The sequence below is a fragment of the Streptomyces sp. NPDC030245 genome (genome assembly GCF_055572995.1).
Genome location: NZ_JBVICF010000001.1, coordinates 91,127 through 111,106 on the forward strand (window position 1 = coordinate 91,127; position 19,980 = coordinate 111,106).

Annotated in this window: 18 protein-coding genes; 11 read left to right on the plus strand and 7 right to left on the minus strand. The window is 71.2% G+C overall.

Annotated features, from left to right (window positions below):
* Positions 1 to 75 precede the first annotated feature (75 nt).
* Complete coding sequence (locus tag ACZ4Z4_RS00400) at positions 76 to 843, plus strand: NAD(P)-binding domain-containing protein (protein ID WP_468320129.1); 768 nt, start codon at positions 76 to 78, stop codon at positions 841 to 843.
* A 33-nt stretch (positions 844 to 876) separates the two neighbouring features.
* Here the strand turns inward: ACZ4Z4_RS00400 and ACZ4Z4_RS00405 are convergent, their stop codons facing one another.
* Together ACZ4Z4_RS00405 and ACZ4Z4_RS00410 are read right to left on the minus strand one after the other, a co-directional pair.
* On the minus strand, positions 877 to 2,085 hold the full coding sequence (locus ACZ4Z4_RS00405) for an eCIS core domain-containing protein (RefSeq protein ID WP_468320130.1): 1,209 nt from the start codon (positions 2,083 to 2,085) through the stop codon (positions 877 to 879).
* 151 nt (positions 2,086 to 2,236) lie between these two features.
* The gene (locus tag ACZ4Z4_RS00410) at positions 2,237 to 5,248 is read right to left on the minus strand and encodes a bifunctional [glutamine synthetase] adenylyltransferase/[glutamine synthetase]-adenylyl-L-tyrosine phosphorylase (RefSeq protein ID WP_468320134.1); all 3,012 of its coding nucleotides are present in this window, start codon (positions 5,246 to 5,248) and stop codon (positions 2,237 to 2,239) included.
* Positions 5,249 to 5,367: 119 nt separating this feature from the next.
* Here ACZ4Z4_RS00410 and ACZ4Z4_RS00415 point away from each other — a divergent pair, with 119 nt between their 5' ends.
* The gene (locus ACZ4Z4_RS00415; RefSeq protein WP_468320137.1) at positions 5,368 to 5,901 is read left to right on the plus strand and encodes a pyridoxamine 5'-phosphate oxidase family protein; all 534 of its coding nucleotides are present in this window, start codon (positions 5,368 to 5,370) and stop codon (positions 5,899 to 5,901) included.
* A 58-nt stretch (positions 5,902 to 5,959) separates the two neighbouring features.
* The gene (locus ACZ4Z4_RS00420; protein ID WP_468320140.1) at positions 5,960 to 6,397 is read left to right on the plus strand and encodes a VOC family protein; all 438 of its coding nucleotides are present in this window, start codon (positions 5,960 to 5,962) and stop codon (positions 6,395 to 6,397) included.
* 24 nt (positions 6,398 to 6,421) lie between these two features.
* Here ACZ4Z4_RS00420 and ACZ4Z4_RS00425 read toward each other — a convergent pair whose 3' ends face one another.
* On the minus strand, positions 6,422 to 7,339 hold the full coding sequence (locus ACZ4Z4_RS00425; protein ID WP_468320142.1) for a helix-turn-helix domain-containing protein: 918 nt from the start codon (positions 7,337 to 7,339) through the stop codon (positions 6,422 to 6,424).
* A gap of 429 nt (positions 7,340 to 7,768) precedes the next feature.
* Between ACZ4Z4_RS00425 and ACZ4Z4_RS00430 the strand changes: the two genes are divergently transcribed.
* Positions 7,769 to 8,641, plus strand: coding sequence for a helix-turn-helix domain-containing protein (locus ACZ4Z4_RS00430; RefSeq protein ID WP_468320145.1), 873 nt, complete (start codon positions 7,769 to 7,771; stop codon positions 8,639 to 8,641).
* Entirely contained in the window at positions 8,638 to 8,847 is a 210-nt protein-coding gene (locus ACZ4Z4_RS00435; protein WP_468320148.1) for a DUF397 domain-containing protein, read from the plus strand. The genes ACZ4Z4_RS00430 and ACZ4Z4_RS00435 overlap by 4 nt, the downstream gene beginning before the upstream one ends.
* Before the next feature lie 70 nt (positions 8,848 to 8,917).
* Here the strand turns inward: ACZ4Z4_RS00435 and ACZ4Z4_RS00440 are convergent, their stop codons facing one another.
* Positions 8,918 to 10,279 (minus strand): glutamine synthetase family protein, encoded by a 1,362-nt coding sequence (locus tag ACZ4Z4_RS00440; RefSeq protein ID WP_055564891.1) that lies wholly within the window; start codon positions 10,277 to 10,279, stop codon positions 8,918 to 8,920.
* Positions 10,280 to 10,893: 614 nt separating this feature from the next.
* Here ACZ4Z4_RS00440 and ACZ4Z4_RS00445 point away from each other — a divergent pair.
* Entirely contained in the window at positions 10,894 to 11,553 is a 660-nt protein-coding gene (locus tag ACZ4Z4_RS00445; protein WP_468320150.1) for a DUF3105 domain-containing protein, read from the plus strand.
* A complete protein-coding gene (locus ACZ4Z4_RS00450) occupies positions 11,550 to 12,173 on the plus strand; it encodes a DUF305 domain-containing protein (RefSeq protein ID WP_468320153.1) in 624 nt (207 codons plus the stop codon). The genes ACZ4Z4_RS00445 and ACZ4Z4_RS00450 overlap by 4 nt, the downstream gene beginning before the upstream one ends.
* Positions 12,174 to 12,374: 201 nt before the next feature.
* On the opposite strand, the gene ACZ4Z4_RS00455 is transcribed toward ACZ4Z4_RS00450, so the two are convergent.
* Positions 12,375 to 13,346, minus strand: a complete 972-nt coding sequence (locus tag ACZ4Z4_RS00455; protein WP_468322017.1) for a hydroxyacid dehydrogenase — start codon at positions 13,344 to 13,346, stop codon at positions 12,375 to 12,377.
* A 371-nt stretch (positions 13,347 to 13,717) separates the two neighbouring features.
* Here ACZ4Z4_RS00455 and ACZ4Z4_RS00460 point away from each other — a divergent pair, with 371 nt between their 5' ends.
* The 4 genes from ACZ4Z4_RS00460 to ACZ4Z4_RS00475 all read left to right on the plus strand — a co-directional run bounded on the left by ACZ4Z4_RS00460 (position 13,718) and on the right by ACZ4Z4_RS00475 (position 18,331).
* Positions 13,718 to 14,572: an ABC transporter permease gene (locus ACZ4Z4_RS00460; RefSeq protein WP_468320155.1), complete on the plus strand. Its 855-nt coding sequence runs from the start codon at positions 13,718 to 13,720 to the stop codon at positions 14,570 to 14,572.
* Between the two features lie 29 nt (positions 14,573 to 14,601).
* Positions 14,602 to 15,465: a carbohydrate ABC transporter permease gene (locus ACZ4Z4_RS00465; protein ID WP_468322019.1), complete on the plus strand. Its 864-nt coding sequence runs from the start codon at positions 14,602 to 14,604 to the stop codon at positions 15,463 to 15,465.
* A 53-nt stretch (positions 15,466 to 15,518) separates the two neighbouring features.
* Positions 15,519 to 17,153: an extracellular solute-binding protein gene (locus ACZ4Z4_RS00470; RefSeq protein ID WP_468320158.1), complete on the plus strand. Its 1,635-nt coding sequence runs from the start codon at positions 15,519 to 15,521 to the stop codon at positions 17,151 to 17,153.
* Between the two features lie 125 nt (positions 17,154 to 17,278).
* Entirely contained in the window at positions 17,279 to 18,331 is a 1,053-nt protein-coding gene (locus ACZ4Z4_RS00475; RefSeq protein WP_468320161.1) for a LacI family DNA-binding transcriptional regulator, read from the plus strand.
* A gap of 83 nt (positions 18,332 to 18,414) precedes the next feature.
* Here the strand turns inward: ACZ4Z4_RS00475 and ACZ4Z4_RS00480 are convergent, their stop codons facing one another.
* Positions 18,415 to 19,212 (minus strand): alpha/beta fold hydrolase, encoded by a 798-nt coding sequence (locus ACZ4Z4_RS00480; protein WP_468320164.1) that lies wholly within the window; start codon positions 19,210 to 19,212, stop codon positions 18,415 to 18,417.
* Positions 19,209 to 19,979, minus strand: coding sequence for a DUF998 domain-containing protein (locus tag ACZ4Z4_RS00485; RefSeq protein WP_468320167.1), 771 nt, complete (start codon positions 19,977 to 19,979; stop codon positions 19,209 to 19,211). Before ACZ4Z4_RS00485 ends, ACZ4Z4_RS00480 begins: the two co-directional genes overlap by 4 nt.
* Position 19,980 lies beyond the last annotated feature (1 nt).

Genomic DNA, 19,980 nt, shown 5'->3' on the forward strand with positions numbered 1-19,980 from the left:
AACGAGGGCCGCCGCTCGGCGAGATGGCCGAGATGGCTGTGACAGCCGTGACGGACGTAACGACGGGGAGACGAAGTGCAACGCGTCGGGATCATCGGTGTGGGTGAGATCGGCCGGGCTCTGGTGACCGGCCTGTGCGACGGCGTCGAGGACCCGCCGGAGATCAACCTCTCGCCACGGGGCGCTCGTTCGGCCGCCGAGCTGTCCCAGCGGTATCCGGACAACGTACGGGTGTGCGCCGACAACCAGGACGTGGTGAACCGCTCGGAGCTGGTGATCCTCGCCGTCCGCCCGCAGGACCGTTCCGAAGCCCTCGCCGGGCTCCGGATCGGCGACGGCAGGGTCGTGGTCAGCGTCCTGACCGGTGTCGCCATCGGCGAGCTGCGCCGCACGCTGGGCACCGACGCGCCCGTGGTGCGCGCCATCCCGCTGCCCTCCGCGCGCGAGCGTCGCTCCGTCACCGTGACCTGCCCCTCCCACCCGGCCGTGGACGACCTCTTCGGCTGCCTCGGCGGGACGCTCCCCGTCGCGGACGAGTCGACCCTCAACGTCTTCCAGACGCTGACCGGCACGCTGACCACCCATTACCGGTATCTGGCCACACTCGCCGACTGGGCCGTCCAGCAGGGCATCCCCGCCGAGGGCGCGGACCGCTACCTCCGGGGCCTCTTCCAGGGCGTCGGGCGCGCGCTGGGCGACGACACGCGCTCGCTGCGGCAGCTCGCGGCCGATCACGAGACGCCGAAGGGGCTCAACGAACGCCTTCGCACCACGTGGTTCGACCCGGCCAACGCCGAGGCCCTGACGAAGGCGCTCGACGCGCTCCTCGCCGACCTCGACTAGTCGGCAGCCGGTCCGACCGGCGGGCCGGTCGCGCTACTTGAACGACTCGTCGCCGTCCCACTTCACGTGGACGACCTCCGGCGCGAGGCCGTGGACCACCGCGCGGCCGACGTCCGTCTTGAAGCGGTCGATCAGCCCCTGCACATCACCCACCGGGTACCGGGACTCCAGCGCGCCGATCAGCGCCTCGGTCGAGACGCCGACCGCGCCCGCGAGCTGCTGGGTGTTGTCGGTCCGGTTGTTCCAGCCGGCGGCGTTGTTGCGGCCCACGTGGATCGACTCGGACGCCGTGAGGGCGGACGCGCCCGCCTGGTGGATCAGGTTCTGGCCGGCCACCGGGCGGGCCGTCAGGTGGAAGAGCGCGCCCCTGATGGACACCGTGGACGCGCCCGTCTTGCGGTCCTGCACCTCGCCGCCGCTGGTGAGCATCACATTGAGGTGGACGGCGAGCTGGGCCGTCGTACCGCGGTCGCTCACGGTGACCACGACCGGCCGGGAGATGAGGTTGTTGCCGCCGTTGTTGCGGCACTCGGGGCCGAACTGGAACCCGGCGAGCGAACGGTCCTGGCCCACGATGATGTCCAGGAGCTGGTTCCAGTCGACCCGAGGGGTCGTCTGGGTGCCGCCGACGCGCTGCACGGTTGCCGCCTCCGGCGCCGCGGTCGTGGTCGCGGCCGCGCGCTGCACCGGTGCCGCCTCGGCGTGGGCCTCGGGCGCCGGGCCCGCGAGGACCCGGTGGGCGTTCGCCTCCGCCTCGCGTTCGAACCGGTCGGAGGGGTCCGAGACGCGGAGCCCGTTGCCGTTGTCGGTGCCCGCGACCGGGCCCTGCCGCTGCTGGATGACGTGCGTCAGCTCGTGGGCGAGGGTGTGCCGGTCCGCGCCGCCGTCGCCGATGACGACGTGGCTGCCGGAGGTGTAGGCGCGGGCGCCCACCTCGGCCGCCGAGGCCTTCGCGGCGCTGTCGTCGTGGATGCGGACGTCGGAGAAGTCCGCGCCGAGGCGGGCCTCCATGTCGGTGCGGGTGGCGGTGTCGAGGGGCCGGCCACCGGTGCGGAGCACGTCGTGGACGGCGGACCGCTGCACCGCCCGGACGACGGCCGCGTTGCCCGCGGTGCGCTGCAACGCCATGAGCTCCTGCGCGCTCATGGCGCCGCCCGCGCTCGACGGCGACGCGGCGGGCCGCGCCGGTACGCGGCCGGTTCTGTCGCCGTCGGCGGGTCGGGCGGATTCGCGGGCGCGCATGGGGCCTCCAGGGAGACGGATCGGGACTTTTCCTGGATACGCCATGAGGTGGCCGCCGGGCCAGGTGCGCAAGGGCAGTGTTGTGTGTCTGTTGGGGCAGGACTGGGCCGCGGGGGCGGGGAGAAGGGAGGGAGGGGGAGAGGGCGCGGGCTCAGGAGCCGTAGAACCGTTCCTCCACCACCGCTCGCGCCCTGCGCGTGATGCGCCGGTAGTCGTCCAGCATGTCGCCCACGTGACCGGCGTCGTAGCCCAAGTAGCGCGCCACGGCCGCCAGTTCGCGTCCGTCGGAGGGGAACGTGTCGCCCGCGCGGCCCCGTACCAGCATCACCGCGTTGCGCACGCGGGCCGCGAGGACCCATGCCTCGTCGAGGGTCGCCGCGTCGTCGGCCGGGATCAGCTCCGCCTCGCGCGCCGCGGCCAGGGCCGCGCGGGTGCGGGTCGTGCGCAGGCCCGGCACGGTCCCGGCGTGCTGCAACTGAAGGAGCTGGACGGTCCACTCGACGTCGGAGAGGCCGCCGCGGCCGAGCTTCGCGTGCAGGGTCGGGTCGGTGCCGCGCGGCATCCGCTCCGCCTCCATGCGGGCCTTGAGGCGGCGGATCTCGCGGACCGCGTCCTCGCCGAGGCCGTCCGCCGGATAGCGGAGGGGATCGACGAGGTCGATGAAGGCGCGGCCCAACTCCTCGTCGCCCGCGACCGGTTCGGCCCGCAGCAGCGCCTGGGACTCCCAGACGAGGGACCAGCGGCGGTAGTACGCCTCGTACGACTTCAGGGTGCGCACCAGCGGCCCGCTCCTGCCCTCCGGGCGCAGATCCGCGTCGACGAGCAACGGCGGGTCCGCAGACGGGAGTTGGAGGAGCCTGCGCAGCTCGGCGACGACCTTGGCCGCCGCCTTCGCCGCCTCCTGCTCGTCGGCGCCCTCGCGCGGCTCGTGGACGAACAGGACGTCCGCGTCCGATCCGTAGGCCAGCTCGTGGCCGCCGAAGCGGCCCATGCCGATGACCGCGAAGCGGGTCGGGAGCGTGTCGCCCCAGCCCTCGCGGACGACCGCGCGCAGCGCGCCCGAGAGCGTGGCGGCCGTCAGGTCCGAGACCGCGCCGCCCACCCGGTCCACGAGCCTGCCGGGATCGGCTTCGGCGGGGCTGTCCTCCGTGCCGTACGAACCGATGATGTCGCCCGCGGCGGTGCGGAACAGCTCGCGGCGGCGCATGCCGCGCGCCACCGCGACGGCCTGCTCGGCGCCGTCGGCGCGGCGCACCGCCGCCAGCACCTCCTGCTCCAGATGGGCGCGGCCGCGCGGTTCGAGGCCTCGCTGGTCGCCGAGGAGGGCGACGGCCTCGGGGGCGCGCAGGAGCAGGTCGGGGGCGAGGCGGCCGGCGGACAGGACGCGGGCGAGGTTCTCGGCGGCCGCGCCCTCGTCCCGCAGCAGCCGCAGGTACCAGGGGGTCTTGCCGAGCGCGTCGGACACCTTGCGGAAGCCGAGGAGGCCCGCGTCCGGGTCGGCGGAGTCCGCGAACCAGCCGAGCAGGACCGGCAGCAGGGTGCGCTGGATGGCCGCCTTGCGGGAGACGCCGGACGCCAGCGCCTCCAGGTGCCTGAGCGCGGCACTGGGGTCCGCGTACCCGAGCGCGACGAGCCGCTCGCGGGCTGCCTCGGTACTCAACCGCGCCTCCCGCGGGGCGAGTTGAGCCACCGCGTCGAGCAGCGGACGGTAGAACAGCTTCTCGTGCAGGCGGCGCACCACGGAGGTGTGCCGCTTCCACGCGCGGTGCAGTTCGGTGATCGGCTCGGTGCGCATCCCCAGGGAGCGGCCGATGCGCCGCAGGTCCGCGTCGTCCTCCGGCACGAGGTGGGTGCGGCGCAGCTTGTAGAGCTGGATGCGGTGTTCGAGGGAGCGCAGGAAGCGGTACGCGTCGTCGAGCTGGGCGGCGTCCACCCGCCCCACGTAACCGCCGGTGCCCAGCGCGTGCAGCGCGACCAGCGTCGAGCCGCTGCGGATCGAGGGGTCGCTGCGGCCGTGCACCAGTTGCAGCATCTGCACGGCGAACTCGACGTCGCGCAGCCCGCCGGGCCCGAGCTTCAGCTCCCGGTCGACCTCACCCGCCGGGATGTTCTCGACGACCCTGCGGCGCATCTTCTGCACGTCGGGCACGAAGTTCTCGCGCTCGGCGGCGTGCCAGACGAGCGGCGCGAGTGTGGCGACGTACTCCTCGCCGAGCGCGAGGTCGCCCGCGACCGGGCGGGCCTTCAGCAGCGCCTGGAACTCCCACGTCTTCGCCCAGCGCTGGTAGTACGCGAGGTGGCTGGAGAGCGTACGCACCAGGGGGCCGTTACGGCCTTCGGGGCGGAGGTTCGCGTCGACGGGCCAGATGGTGCCCTCGACGTTCGTCTCGGAGCAGATCCGCATCATGTGCGAGGCGAGCCGGGTGGCGGCCCGCAGCGCCTTGCCCTCGTCGGCGCCCTCGCTTCCGTCGGTGCCGTTGGCGGGTTCCGCCACGAAGATGACATCGACGTCGGACACGTAGTTCAGCTCGTGGCCGCCGCACTTGCCCATCGCGATGACCGCGAGCCTGCACAGCGCCGCGTCGCCGGGCGCGGCCGCGCGGGCCATGGCGAGCGCCGCCCGCAGCGTCGCCGTCGCGAGGTCCGCGAGCTCGGCCGCCGCCTCGGCGACGTCCGTCGTGCCGCACACGTCGCGCGCCGCGATGGAGAGCAGGCAGCGGCGGTAGGCGACGCGCAGCGACACGGGGTCGGTGGCGACGGCGAGACCCCGCTCGAACTCCGCCACGCCGGGGTGCAGGTCCGCCGACTCGTACGTGACGAGGGCACGCCAGTCGCCGGGATGGGTGGCGAGATGGTCGGCGAGGGCCTCGGAGGCGCCGAGCACGCCGAGGAGGCGGTCGCGCAGGGGCTTCGCGGTGACGAGGGTGTCGAGCAGCTCCCGCCGCCCGAGGTCGTCCTGCTGCGCCTCCACGAGCCGGACGAGGCCCAGCAGCGCCAGATCGGGGTCGGCGGTGGCGCCGAGCGCGTCCAGGAGCAGCGAGTCGGAGCGCACGGCGCTCAGCGCCGGGTCGTCGAGCAGCCGCTCCGCGGCGGACGGGTCGGTGAAGCCGTGCCGCAGCAACCGCGTGAACGTACTGCTCCGTCGCCCCTGCGGCAGCGTCATGCCGATCCTCCGTTCGATCGCTCCTCGGGCCGAGCCTACGGCCTGACCGATGAACTCGGCGCACGAGCGGAGTCTGCCCTGTCGAAGGGAAGCCGAAGGCGCGCCGGGAGGTAGGGACCATGCCGAGTGAAGAGCCCCGTACGGAAAGTGCACAGCCCCGTACGGAACTGGACAGCAGGTACAGCAGCGCGGGCGCGGAGGCGACGCCGTGGCCGTCGGCCGTGGCCCGTCTGGAGGCGGCCGAGCTGTTCTGGATCTCGACGGTGCGCCCCGACGGGCGCCCCCACGTCACCCCGCTGCCCGCGGTGTGGCTGGACGGCGCCCTGCACTTCGCGACGGGCCCTGAGGAGCGCAAGGCCCGCAACCTGGCGGCCAACCCGGAGACCGTCCTGACGACCGGCGTCAACGCCTGGGACAAGGGATACGACCTCGTCGTGGAGGGTACGGCCGTACGGGTCGCCGACGAGGCCCGGCTGCGGCGCCTGGCGGCGGCCTGGGAGGAGAAGTACGGCAGCTTCTGGCACTACGAGGTGCGGGACGGCTGCTTCCACCACGGAGCCGGACACGCGTACGTCTTCGCGGTGGCGCCCCGCACGGCGTTCGGCTTCGGCAAGGGCGAACCGTTCAGCCAGACGCGGTGGCGTTTCACGTGAGCCCGACACCCTTCGCAGAGCGCTGACACGGCTCCAACTCCCTGATGTACTGCGCCCCATGGAATACACACTCGAAGTGATCCCGCTGCCGGTCAGCGACATCGACCGGTCCATGGAGTTCTACCGCGACAAGCTCGGCTTCCACGTCGACATCGACACGGAGGTCATGCCGGGCATGCGCATCGTCCAGCTGACCCCGCCGGGCTCGGGCTGCTCCATCGCCCTGGCGGGCGACGCGCTCTGGGAGACGATGGCGGGCCCGAAGCCGGCCGCCGGCGCCTACCAGGGCCTCCAGCTCTGCGTCGCCGACGCGAAGGCGGCCCACGCGGAGCTGGTCGCGCGCGGCCTCGACATCTCGGAGCCGGTGCAGCATGCGCCGCAGGACGGCGGCACGTTCATGTACTTCTCGGACCCCGACGGGAACGGGTGGGCGATCCAGGAGTACCGGGTGCGGGCGACTACATCGCTGCGGGAGGCGATTGTGCCGAAGGCCTGACCACTCCCCTACGGGGGCCGGCGGCTACCGCGGGCACTCCGGCCGCACCGCGCTCCCGCCTACGCCGGTCACGGCGGTTGTGCAGGCCGCGCACAGGCCCGGTTCCGGGCCGCGGAAGGCGTGGTCGCAGTGGTCGCAGTTCTGGAGTGGGTCGGGGCGGTGCGGCCCGGTGGGCGAGGCCGGGAGCGGGGGCGGCAGGAGCGCGGTGAGGCGGTGCGCCAGCAGCGCGGCCGGATGGTGGATCGGCCCCTCGGGCAGGTCGGCGGTGAGGGCGCGGCGTACGGCTTCGGGAGCGACGTCGCGCTCCAGCCAGGCGGCGACGGCCGGGGCGAGACGACGGACGTCGCGTTCGCCGAGCAGGAGGCGGGGATCGTGGCGGCGCAGGCCGGTCAGGACGGTGATCGCGGTGCGGTGGCGGTCGAGGTCCGGAGGGTCGGGGGTGAGGAAGGGGGCGGCCGCCGGGACGGCGCGTGTCGCAGGAGAGGCGGGTGTCGCGAGAGGGACGGGAGTCGCGTGTGAGAGGGGCCTCGGCCTGTCCGGCTGCCGCTGCCCGACGGAAAGCGGGGCCCGCTTCGAACCGGTGTTCATCGCGGGCGGATTGTTGTACGAGACCGTGCGGGTGATGACCCGGCCGGACGGCAGGCGTTCGCGGGTACGGGTGAGGTAACCGTGCCTTTCGAGTTCGCGCAGGGCGGCCGCGATGCGGACCTCGCCCTCGGGAAAGCGGTCCGTGAGGCACTTGATCGTCACCTTGGCGCCGGCGGGAAGCGACTGGATGTGGGTCGCGAGGCCGATGGCCGTGAGGGACAGTTCGCGGTGCTGCGCCAGGTGGTTGCCGACCACGGTGAAACGGTCGGGGTGGCGTCTGTTGATGTGCCGGATGCCGCTGGTGGGAATCGCGGGTGAGGCGCACGGGGGCGCGTTAAGCTGCTGTTCAACCATCAGGAAGTTGCCTCTTCCTCGGTGGTCAGGCCCTCGCACTGGGATTGCAGTCCCTGCGGGGGCCGTCACATGTGTGGGGTTGTGTCGCTGTCGTGGCGAGCCTGCACCGTGGACCGGCATATGCGCCAGCCGAGTTGGGCTGGCTCACCCTTACGGGTAAGTGAGCCGGCGGGCAGGCTCTCGGGGGCCGGGGGCGGTTGGGTCGGGTTCTTTCCCTGAGGGCTTTGGTCTTGATGTCGGGTGCCGCCAGGTGCTGGTCGACCGGGTCCCGAGAACCTCGATGCGGTCAGGCGGAGACGTCGCCGTCTCTTCACTGCCCGTCACGAACTGTCCGGTCTCTGTCCCGGCCTGTCCCGGCTGTCCTGGGTGACGGCGGGGTACGGGTGCGCGTTGGGCAAGCACGGAACGGTACGTCGGAGGTGGGCGCGCATGAGTGTCAGCAGCGGCAGTACGGAACCCTCGGACGCGGCGGACGAACCCGGCTGGGACGTCGATCCGGAGGATGACATCGCCTCCGTGGTCGAAGCGCTCGGACGGCAACAGAAGCGGTGGCGGGAGGCTGCCGGACTGCGTGTCGCCGAGTTCGCCGACGCGATCGGGTACGGCGAGGACCTGGTGCGGAAGGTGGAGCGCGGGGCGCGGATTCCTCGGCCGGAGTACCTGGACAAGGCGGAGGAGGTGTTGGACGCCAAAGGGTTCATCTCCGCGATGAAGGAGGAGATGCTGAAGGCTCGCTACCCCAAGAAAGTACGGGAGTTGGCGAAGCTGGAGGAGCGGGCGGTCGAGGTCCTGCTGTACAGCAACCACAATCTGCATGGGTTGTTGCAGACGGAGGAGTACATGCGGGCACTGTTCAGCATGAGGCTGCCCGCCCAACCGCAGGACGCAGTGGAGCGTGGCGTGGCCGGGCGCTTGAGTCGGCAGTCCATCTTCGGCCGTTCACCCGATCCAACGCTCAGCTTCATCCTGGAGGAGGTGATACTGCGACGCCCGCTCGGAGGCAGAATGGTGTGGCGCCGCCAGCTCGAACGCCTTTTGGAGATCGGGAAGTTGCGAAACGTCGCACTGCAAGTGATGCCGACCGACCGCGAGGAGCACGCCGGAATGGGCGGCTTGATCGAGGTACTGAAGTACGAGGACGGGACAGCGGTGGGGCGGTCCGATGGCGCGTTCAACGGCCGCCCGGTATCCGACCCGAAACAGCTCCGCGTCCTCGAACTGCGGTATGGCATGATCCGGACCCAGGCTCTCCCGCCAGGGGAGTCACTGGCCTTCATCGAGCAAGTGCTGGGAGAAACATGACCCTCAAGTCCGCTGCCGGGGACGCGTCCGAGATGGAGTGGCTCAAGAGCAGCTACAGCAGCAGCGACGACGTGAACGACTGCGTCGAGGTCGCCACCGCCGCCGACGCTGTGCACGTCCGCGACTCCAAGAACGCCCGGGGACCCCAGCTCGCGTTCCCCACCACCGCATGGGCCCACTTCGTGACGTACGCCTCCGCGGGCTGACCCGGGCCAGGGGGCCGAAGGCAGGACGCCATGGGCCCGCCTGGCCGAAGCTTGTCAGCGGGAACAGGGGCTACAGCACCGGCAGGTTTTTACGGAGTTCGAAAGCCGTGACCTCCGACCTGTACTCCTCCCACTCCTGCTTCTTGTTGCGGAGGAAGAAGTCGTAGACGTGTTCGCCGAGCGTTTCGGCGACCAGTTCGGACTTTTCCATGAGTGCGATGGCCTCGCCGAGGTTCTGTGGGAGCGGTTCGATACCCAGGGCTCGGCGCTCGGCGTCGCGGAGTGCCCATACGTCGTCGTCCGCGCCCGGCGGGAGTTCGTAACCCTCCTCGATGCCCTTCAGGCCGGCGGCGAGCAGTACCGCGTAGGTCAGGTAGGGGTTGGCGCCGGAGTCGATCGAGCGGACCTCGACCCGTGCCGAGCCCGTCTTGCCCGGCTTGTACATCGGGACGCGGATCAGGGCCGAGCGGTTGTTGTGGCCCCAGCAGATGTACGAGGGGGCCTCGCCGCCCGCGCCCGCGGTGCGCTCGGAGCCGCCCCAGATGCGCTTGTAGGAGTTCACCCACTGGTTGGTGACGGCCGAGATCTCCGCGGCGTGCCGCAGCAGGCCCGCGATGAAGGAGCGGCCGACCTTGGAGAGCTGGTACTCGGCACCCGACTCGTAGAACGCGTTGCGGTCGCCCTCGAAGAGGGAGAGGTGCGTGTGCATGCCCGAGCCCGGGTGTTCGGAGAACGGTTTCGGCATAAAGGTGGCCTGGACGCCCTGTTCGAGCGCGACCTGCTTCATGACCAGGCGGAAGGTCATGATGTTGTCGGCCGTGGAGAGCGCGTCGGCGTAGCGGAGGTCGATCTCCTGCTGGCCGGGGGCGCCCTCGTGGTGGCTGAACTCGACCGAGATGCCCATGGATTCGAGCATGGTGATGGCCTGGCGGCGGAAGTCCATGCCCACGTTCTGCGGGGTGTGGTCGAAGTAGCCGGAGTTGTCGGCGGGGGTGGGCCGCGAGCCGTCCAGCGGCTTGTCCTTCAGGAGGAAGAACTCGATCTCCGGGTGGGTGTAGAAGGTGAAGCCCAGGTCGGAGGTCTTGGCGAGGGCCCTCTTCAGTACGTAGCGGGGGTCCGCGAAGGACGGGGAGCCGTCCGGCATCAGGATGTCGCAGAACATGCGGGCCGTGCCCGGGGCCTCCGCGCGCCAGGGCAGCACCTGGAAGGTCGACGGGTCCGGCTTGGCGATCATGTCCGACTCGTACACCCGGGCGAAGCCCTCGATGGCCGAACCGTCGAAGCCGATGCCCTCGTCGAAGGCCTGTTCCAGCTCGGCCGGGGCCACCGCCACCGACTTCAGGAAGCCGAGGACGTCCGTGAACCACAGGCGCACGAACCGGATGTCGCGCTCCTCCAACGTACGGAGCACGAATTCCTGCTGCTTGTTCATCTTCCGCTTCCACCCATCCTTGCTGGTCAGGCCACCTGCGCCCGCGCCTCGGGACACACTCGGGACACATTGGCATCCGAGCATGCCACTCCGTGGTTTCGGGCGCGTTGCGGGCGCCGCGGGCGCCGCGCCGTGCCCGTGCTCTGTCCTCTGTGCCCGAACCCGGCACCCGTGCTCTGTGCCCATAGTGCCTGCTGATCGGCGGCTCGGTAACAGCGGGCCGTTCGATCTCTCCCCGACTTGTCGGCAAGTCGGGGACGACGGGGCTCCGACTGGGCTCGGCTTCGGTCCGGTCCGAACCTTTAACACGCCGCGTCCGTCCCTGCCACCCCGTCCGTCGTTGGATGCTCCATCGGGGCGGTCACTGAGCGGCTCAGAGCCGGGCCGGGCCGGACTGGGCTGGACTGGGCTGGGCTGGGCTGGGCTCGGCTGGGCTGGGCTGGCTGGCTGGCTGGCTGATTGATGGCTGCTGGCTGCTGGCTCGAATCTTGCGTCCGGCTGCTGCTGCCGGCGTCGTGGATCCGCGGATGCCCTGTAGTACTGGGCCTCCCTCGGATTACGATCAGCGGACTCGTTCGTCGTCCCGTTCGGCCCTTTCCGCAGAAGGACACATCATGGGTTCCGCCAAGAACACGAGCAATGCTTCCCGCAAGGCCCGGATAGAGGAGATGCGCCGGGCGGACCGTGCGCGTGACCGGCGGGGGCGGGCCCTGACGATCACCCTCGGCGCGGTCCTCGTCGCGGCGCTCGGCGTGGGCGGCTTCTTCCTCTTCGACAACGCGTCCGACGACTCGGGGTCGACGGACGACGCGAAGGGTTGGCCCAAGTACAAGGTCTCCGCCGACGGCGAGAAGGTCTGGGGCAAACTCGGCCGTACGCACGTCGCGAAGCAGGTCGACTACCCCATGACGCCGCCCGTCGGCGGGGACCACAACCAGGTGTGGATGAACTGCAACGGCGACGTCTACGAGAAGGAGATCCCGGAGGTGAACGCCGTGCACTCCCTCGAGCACGGTGCCGTCTGGGTCACGTACAACGACAAGGCGAAGCCGGCCGACCTGAAGAAGCTCGAAGCGAAGGTCAAGGCCACGCCGTACTCGCTGATGAGCCCGGTGAAGGACCAGAAGGACCCCGTCATGCTGACCGCCTGGGCCCACCAGCGGACGGTCTCGGGCGCGGACGACCCGAAGGTCAAGGAGTTCTTCTCCAAGTACGTCCAGGGCAAGCAGACGCCGGAGCCGGGGGCGGCGTGCACGAACGGGATGGCACAGTGAGGCGACGTACCAACTGGCTCGTCGGGGGCGTCGTCGCCGCGGTCGTCGCCGGGGGCGGCATCACGGCGGCGGTCGCCGCCACGGACTCCTCCGACTCCGGGAACTCGCCCGCGAGCTCGTCGGCCGACGCGGGGTTCGCGCGGGACATGGCCGTCCACCACCAGCAGGCCGTGGAGATGTCGTACATCGTGCGGGACCGGACCGACGACGAGGAGGTGCGGCGCCTCGCCTACGACATCGCGCAGACCCAGGCCAATCAGCGCGGGATGCTGCTCGGGTGGCTGGATCTGTGGGAGCTGCCGAAGGTGCCGGACGGGGCTCCGATGGAGTGGATGGGCATGGGGGACATGCCGCCCGGCAAGGACGGGGCGCTGATGCCGGGGATGGCTACGGGGGCGGAGCTCGAACGGCTGGGGAAGCTGAGCGGCAAGAAGGCGGAGGTGCTGTATCTCCAGCTGATGACGCGGCACCACCGGGGTGGGGTGCATATGGCGCAGGGGTGTGTGGAGCGGTGCGAGGTTTCCGCGGAGCGGAGGCTGGCTCGGGGGATGGTGGAGTCTCAGGAGTCGGAGATCGCGCTGATGTCGACGCTGCTGAAGGCGCGGGGCGCTAAGCCGTGATGTGACGCTGGTGCTGGCGCTGTGCCTGGGCGGTGCGCCGGGGGCCCGTCTGTGGGGCGGGGCCGCGGGGGTATGTGCGTACTCGCCATCCCTGCGCCGCGCCTCACGGACAAAGACGCCACCGACTCCTCAGTGCTCCGTTCGCACATACCCCCACGTCCCCTCGCGAGCGCTTGCGGCTGCCGGTTGGTGGCGGTCAGGTCACGCCAGGCGCGGCAGGTCCTCCCGGAGGAGCCGGCCTTTGAGCCGCGTTCCGGTGACGTAACGCTCGACCTCGGCAACCGCGTACTCCCCCAGCCTGCGCACCTCACTCCCCTGCGCCCCCGCCACATGCGGGGTCACCAGCACGTTGGGGAGGGTGAGGAGGGCGTGGCCCGGCGGCAGTGGTTCGGGGTCCGTGACGTCGAGGAACGCGTCGAGGCGCCCCGCCCCGCACTCCCGCGCCAGCGCCTCCGTGTCGATGAGTGAGCCCCGCGCCGTGTTGATGATGACCCCGCCGTCCGGGATGCGCTTCAGCATGTCGGCGTTCAGGAGGCCCCGGGTCTCGGGGAGTTGGGGCGCGTGGACCGTGACGATGCTGCTGCGCTCGCAGAGGGCGGGCAGGTCCACCAGTTCCGTGCCCAGTTGCATCGCCTCGGCGCGGGTCACGTAGGGGTCCGTGAGCAGGACGCGGAAGCCCGCGTCCGATCCCCGCAGCGCCGCGATCACGCGGCGGCCGATGCGGGACGCGCCGATGACGCCGATGGTGCGCGCGTCCGCTCCGGTGCGGGCGGTGAAGGGCGGCCACCCGGACGCGTAACCCGCCGCGGCGGACAGCGCCCCCTTCGCCGCGAACGTGATCGCGGCGAGGGTGAAGGCCACCACGGGGTCCGCGTTGGCGTCCGCCGCCGAGGAGACGACGATGCCGCGGTCCCACACGGCCTCCGTCACCATCGGCTTGACGGAGCCCGCCGCGTGGATGATCGCGCGCAGGGCGGGTGCGGAGGACAGGATCTGGGGTGTCAAGGGTGGGCAACCCCAGCCCGTTACCAGTACTTCCGCCGTGGAGAGCGCGGCCGTCGCCTCCGGGCTCGTGAGAGGGCCGGAGAGCAGGGGTGATGTCAACTGCGCGCTGCGGGCGAGCCGTTCGCGCAGGTCCGGTGGGAAGACCCGGTCCGCGACCTCGGCGGCCATGGCCAGGGCCGTGATGGGCGGACCGTCGCCGTTCCGTTCCCGCCGATCCGCCCGCTCTGCCTGCTCTGCCACGCGTGACCGTCCCTCGTAGTAACCGGTTACCAACCAGCGTCTGGAGGCTAGGGCCAATTTGGGAAAGTGGTCAAGAGACAGCTGGGCAAGGGGGGTTGACCGGGTGAAGTAAGCGCTTTAGATTCCGGGCACCTTATTCCGACGACGGAGGGGTTGCCGTGCCGACGGTGACGAAGGACCGGGCGGAAACCGAGGCGGTGGAGCCGCCCGGCAGGCAAGATACCGGGGCAAGTAGGAGTGAATCGGTACGCGATACGGCGTGGAAGCGGTTTCAGCGGACGCGCTTCCTCGTGCTGCTCATGGCGCCCGGACTCGCGTACTTCCTGGTCTTCCACTACGGCGCCTTCGTCGCCAACGCGGTGGCCTTCAAGGAGTACGTCCCCTTCGACGGTCTCTGGGCCAGCCCTTGGGTGGGCACGGAGAACTTCTCGCGGATGTTCGGCGATCCGGACTTCTGGCGCGCGACGTGGAACACCCTGTTCATCGCCGTGCTACAGCTGGTCTTCTTCTTCCCCGCGCCGCTCGCCCTCGCGCTGCTCCTGCACGGCCTGACCTCGGATCTGCTGCGTCGTTTCACGCAGTCCGTGATCTATCTGCCGCACTTCCTGTCGTGGGTCGTCGTCGTGGCGCTCTTCCAGCAAGTGCTGAGTGACACGGGCCTGTTGAACACCTTCCTCAGCGACTCGGGGCTGCACACCGTCGACATCATCGGCAATCCGGACGCGTACCGGGCGCTCGTCGTCGTGGAGGTGATCTGGAAGGACGCGGGGTGGGGGACGATCATCTTCCTCGCCGCGCTGATGCAGGTCGACGAGCAGTTGTACGAGGCCTCCGCCATCGACGGGGCCGGGCCCTGGCGGCGCTTCTGGCACGTCACGCTGCCCAGCATCCGGCCCATCATCGTCCTGCTGCTGATCATGCGGCTCGGCGACATCCTCTCGGTCGGCTTCGAACAGATGCTTCTCCAGCGGCAGTCGGTCGGCCCGGAGGTCGGCGAGGTCCTCGACACCTTCGTCTTCTGGCAGGGCATCGTCGGCGGCGACACCGGATACGCGGCGGCCGCCGGCCTGTTCAAGGGCGTCGTCGGCGCCGCGCTCGTCTTCACCGCCAACCGGATCGCCCACCGGCTCGGCGAGCAGGGGGTCTACAAGTGAGTACAGGTCACGTCACCAGGCCCGCCTGGATGGAGAAGCCGCGGTTCGCCACCAAGGCCGCCAAGGCCGTCGCCGTCGTCGTCGTGCTCGCGCTCGTGCTCGTCCCGTTCCTCGTCATCGTCTCGACCTCGCTCGCCTCCAACCGTGAGGTGGTGGACAACGGCGGCTGGGTGCTGTGGCCGAGCGATCCGACGCTGCGCGCCTACCGGACCATCCTCGACGGCGGCATCGTCACCAAGGCGCTCGGCGTGAGCGTCGGCCTCACAGTCGTGGGCACGCTCTTCTCGCTCGCGTGCACCACCTTCCTCGCGTACGCCCTGGCCCGCCCCGGCGTCTTCGGCGGCAGGCCCGTGCTGCTGCTCATCCTCTTCACCTTCCTCTTCCCGCCCGGCATGATCCCCGCGTTCCTGCTGGTCAAGGGGATGGGGATGCTGGACACGTACGCCGCGCTGATCGCCCCCGTGCTCATCAACGTCTTCAACCTGATCGTGCTGCGCGGCTTCTTCCAGGGGATACCCGAGGAGCTGTACGAGGCCGCCCGGCTCGACGGCGCCGGTGACTGGCACATCCTGTGGCGGATCGTGCTCCCGCTGTCCAAGGCGGCGCTCGCCGTGGTCTCCCTCTTCTATGCCGTGAGCTATTGGAACGCCTGGTTCCATGCCTCCATCTACATGGAGTCCGGCCACTGGCCGCTGTCGCAGGTGCTGCGTACGTACGTCATCGGCGGCTCCCAGATCGCCGACACCGGGCTGAGCGAGGCCGGCCTGGTCTCCGCCCCGCAGACGACACAGATGGCCGTCCTGGTGATCGCCACCGTGCCGATCCTGCTCGTCTACCCCTTCCTCCAGAAGTACTTCACCAAGGGCGTGCTCACCGGCGCCATCAAGAGCTGAGCTCCTCTCCCACCCGTCGTCCCGAAGGGTTCATCCACGTGTCCGGTTCCTCGATGTCGCGGCGTACCGTGCTCCGCTCCATGGCCGTCGGCGGCGCCGCCCTGGCCGCCCCGTCCCTCCTCACCGCCTGCTCGACCGGCTCCGGCGGCGGCGACGTCGCCAACGCGGGCAAGAAGGCGGCGCCCTGGCCGACGTACACGCCGGCGAAGGGCCCCGCCCCCGACCTGGCACCGACCCCCGAGGGCGTCCAGCCCGGATACACGAGGTATCCGCGGAAGCTGGTGCGGGCGACGAGCGAGAAGCCGGGCACCGGCAAGCAGAAGATCAAGGTCATGACCATCACCTACGGCACCCCGCCGAAGCCGGTCGGCCGCAACGAGTACTGGCAGGCCGTCAACGAAGCGCTGGGCGTCGAGGTCGAGTTCACCGTCGTGCCGGACGCCGACTTCCGCGCCAAGATGTCCACCCTCATGTCGGGCGACGACCTGCCCGACATGATCAACTTCGGGGGCGGGTACGTCCTGCCGCGCGAGTCGCAGTTCGTGAAGTCGCGGTGCGCCGATCTGAGCGAGCACCTGTCGGGCGACGCGGTCAAAGACTACCCCAACCTCGCCAACATCCCGACGTACGCCTGGGAGGGCATGGGCCGCATCGCCGGGCGCATCTACGGACTGCCGATCGAGCGCGCCAAGGTGCACGGCGCGATGTTCATCAACCGTGAGGCGTTCGACCGGGCCGGATACGAGCCGGGGATGTCCGCGCCCGACTTCCGGGCGATGGCGAAAGAGGCCTCGCAGGGCAAGAAGTACGGCCTCGGCGCGTCCACGGTGGGCTCCTTCGGATGTCTGTACCACGCGATGTGGCACGGCGCGCCCAACCAGTGGCGGATCAAGGACGGCAAGGTCACCGACATGTACGGGACCGACGCGTTCAAGGCCGCCCTCGAATACATGGCCGGGATGCGCGCGGCCGGCTCGTACAACCCGGACGCCACATCGATCTCCCAGGTCGACCTGAAGACCCAGTTCCACAACGGCACCGTCCGCTCGATGACCGACGGCTGGGGCGCCGTCATCTCCAACGCCCAGGGCATCAAGGACGAGTTCACCCTCGACGTCGCCGAGCCCTACACGGTCGACGGCGCCACACCCGTCTACCAGCAGAACCGCGGCTGTTTCGGTTACACGGTCATCAAGAAGACCTCCAAGGAGCGGGTGCGGCTGATGCTGCGGGTGCTCGACTGGCTGGCCTCGCCGTTCGGCTCGAAGGAGTACGAGCTGATGCACTACGGAGTGGAGGGCACCCACTTCGAGTACAACAAGGACGGCGACCCGGTCGCCACCGAGCTCGGCCTGATCGACTCCAGGACCAACCTGCCCTTCCCGTACCTCATGGACGCGCCGCAGCCGCTGTACTTCCCCGGCTTCCCCGACCTCACCGAGCGGCTGCACGCCTGGGAGAAGAAGGTCGTCCCGCTCCTCGTGCCCGACGACCACTGGGGCCTGATGTCGGACACGTACAACCGGCAGGGCGCTTCCATGCAGCAGATCATCGACGACGGCGTGACGGCGATCGTCTCCGGCCGCAAGAAGCTCTCCGACTGGGACGGCATCTACGCCAAGTGGCGCTCGCAGGGCGGCGAGCGGGCCGCCGAGGAGTTCCTGGAGGAGTACGAGGCCGCGCACTGACCCGGTGGCGGGGCGCGGGATGATGGGACCGGGGCGGGCGGGCCGCGAGGGCCGCAACTGCGCCCCGGTCCCGGTGGGTTGGCCGCCGGACGGCGGCCGGCCGATGGCCAGGAGAGGGAGACACAGTGGGTGAGCGGGTCACCATCCGCGAGGTGGCCGCGCGCGCGGGCGTCTCGGTGGCGACGGTCTCGCGGGTGCTCGCGGGCAACTACCCGACGTCCACGGCGTCGCGCGCCAAGGTGCTGCGCGCCGTCAAGGACCTGGACTACGTCGCCAACGCGCACGCGCGCGCGTTGGCGGGCGCGGGCCGCAAGACCATCGCCGTGCTCATGTACGACGTGGTCGGGGCGTTCTACGCGCAGGTCGCGCAGGGCGTGGAGGTGGAGGCCGCCCAGCGGGGCCGGCTCACCCTGGTCGCGTCCACGGGCAGCGACCCGGCGCGCGAGCTGGCCCTGGTCCAGATGATGCGGGAACAGGCCGCCGAGGCCGTGATGCTGGTGGGCGGCGCCGTCCAGGACGACGAGTACCGGCAGCGGATGGCGCGGTACGCCGAGGCGCTCGCGGCGGCGGGCTCCCGGCTCGTCCTGTGCGGGCGTCCCGCGCCGACGCCCGGCATGCCCGCGCTCGTCGTCGAGTACGACAACGAAGCGGGCGCCCACGCGGTGACCAGCCATCTCCTGGGCGCCGGGCACCGGCGGATCGCGCTGCTCGGCTACGAGCCGGGCAACACGACCGGCGACGACCGGCTCGCCGGGTTCCTGCGGGCGCTCGCGGACCACGGGGTGCCGCGCGAGGAGGCCGTCATCCACGGCGTCGGCTTCGGGCAGAACAACGGCTATCGGGCGATGCGGGAGCTGCTCGACAGGTCGGACGACAGGCCCGACTTCACGGCGGTCTTCGCGGGCGACGACCGGGCCGCGGCGGCGGCGATCGTCGCGCTGCGGGAGTACGGGTTGCGGGTGCCGGAGGACATGTCGGTGGTCGGCTACAACGACGATCCGGTGGCCGGTGACATCACTCCCGGCCTGACGACCGTGCACATTCCCGCGGAGGAGATGGGGCGCACGGCGGTCCGGCGCGCCCTCTCCGGCGCCCCGGCCGCAGGGCAGGAGCGGCATGTGCTGGGGACGCACATTGTGATTCGGGAGAGTGTGCGGGCGGTGCGGGCGCGCCCCTGAGAGGGCCGGATGTCGGGTGCGGGGGTGTCGTGGCTGATCGCGCAGTTCCCCGCGCCCCTGACGGGGGCCCGGTGGTGCTTTCGTCACGCTGTTGTCGTCAGGATTGTCTTCGCTACCTCTTCGGGGTGGTCGCGCATCACCAGGTGGGTCGATGGGGCGGCTACTCGGAAGGTTGCGTCGAGGTGGTGGGACAGGTGTCGCTGGCGGGTGAGCCAGCGGCGTGAAGCCCCCGCGTAGGCAGCCAGCACCGTCACCGGGAGGCCGGCCGGCAGGGGCACGCGGCGTCGGAGTGCGGTCAGTTCGCGCGCCACGTCGGCGTACGTCGCGTACTCCATGAGCGTCGCCCGCCACACGCGGCTGCTGCCGTACACCCGGGCCCAGGGCGTGGGCGCCGCGAGGCGTCGCAGGACGGGACCCGTCGCCCGTGGCAGGCCCGCCGCGCACAGCAGCGTCCCGCACGCGCGCGTGGCCGTCACGCGGACCCCGCGCGGCAGCAGGGCACGCGGCCGCTCCTCGACGCTGGAGTCGACCAGGACGAGTCCCTCCGTACGGTCCGGATACAGCCTCGCGAAAGCCTCCGCGTGGAATCCGGCCAGGGAGTGGCCGACCACCGTGACCCGCTCCGTGCCGAGCCGCACCGCGTCGAGGAGGCGCCGGACGCGGTCCGCCTCGTCCCGCAACGCGGGCGCCACGCGCGCGTGGCCGCTGAGACCGAGGCCGGGGCGGTCGAAGCGGACGACGGTCCGGTGCGGGGCGAGGAACGGGACCACCGGGTCCCAGTCGAACCAGCCGAGGCCGAGCCCCGCACTGAGCACGCACACCGGCCCGCTCCCGCTCACCTCGACATGGTGCGGGACTCCCCCGACGCGTACGAAGGTCACCCGCGGTCCGCCTCCGCAGGCCGGACCTTCGCCGTCCCCGACACCGACCACGCGAGCGTCACCAGCCACCCCGCGATCAACAGCACCTGGAGGCGCTGTCCGATCCCGAGCCCCCACGTCCCCCGGCCCGCCTCGAACGCGGCGACGGACGCCAGCGTCCAGCCCGTGGCGGCCAGTGCGAGGACGACGAGGAGGGGCCCGGTGCGGGCGAGCACCGGCCACGGGACGGCGCGACGCCGCGCGGCGACCGTGAACAGGACCATGGCCAGCAGCGCCGCCGTGGCCGCCACGCTGCTGCTGACCGTGTGTGCGGAGTGCGTCCAGGGGACGGTGCCCGCCCGCTCGCGCGCGGCACAGACCGCGTCGGCGGTCGCCACGCAGTTCAGCGGCAGCCGGGAGTCGGCCGCCGTGGCCGCCCCGAACAGCGCGAGTCCCGCCCACCCCGCCGTGGTCCACCGTTCCCGGCGCGGCAGCCGTGCCAGGGCGAGCGCCGCGCCCGCGAGGACGAGCAGGCCCGCGACGAAGTCCGCGGTGCGGAAGAACGTCCCGTACGGCTGGTCCTCGGCGGCGAGTTCACTGACGTACGTCGTGCGGGGCGAGAGCCCGGTCGGCAGGAAGGCCTCGACCGACCACGTGCTGTAGGCGAGGGCGGCGGCCAGCAGGAGGCCCGCGAGGGCACGCGCGGCGGTGGGGTGGAGGGACCTGTCGGGGCAGTGGGGGCGCTGGGCGCGGCCGCCACGCCGCCTTCGCCGCCGCTGTGTGGCCATG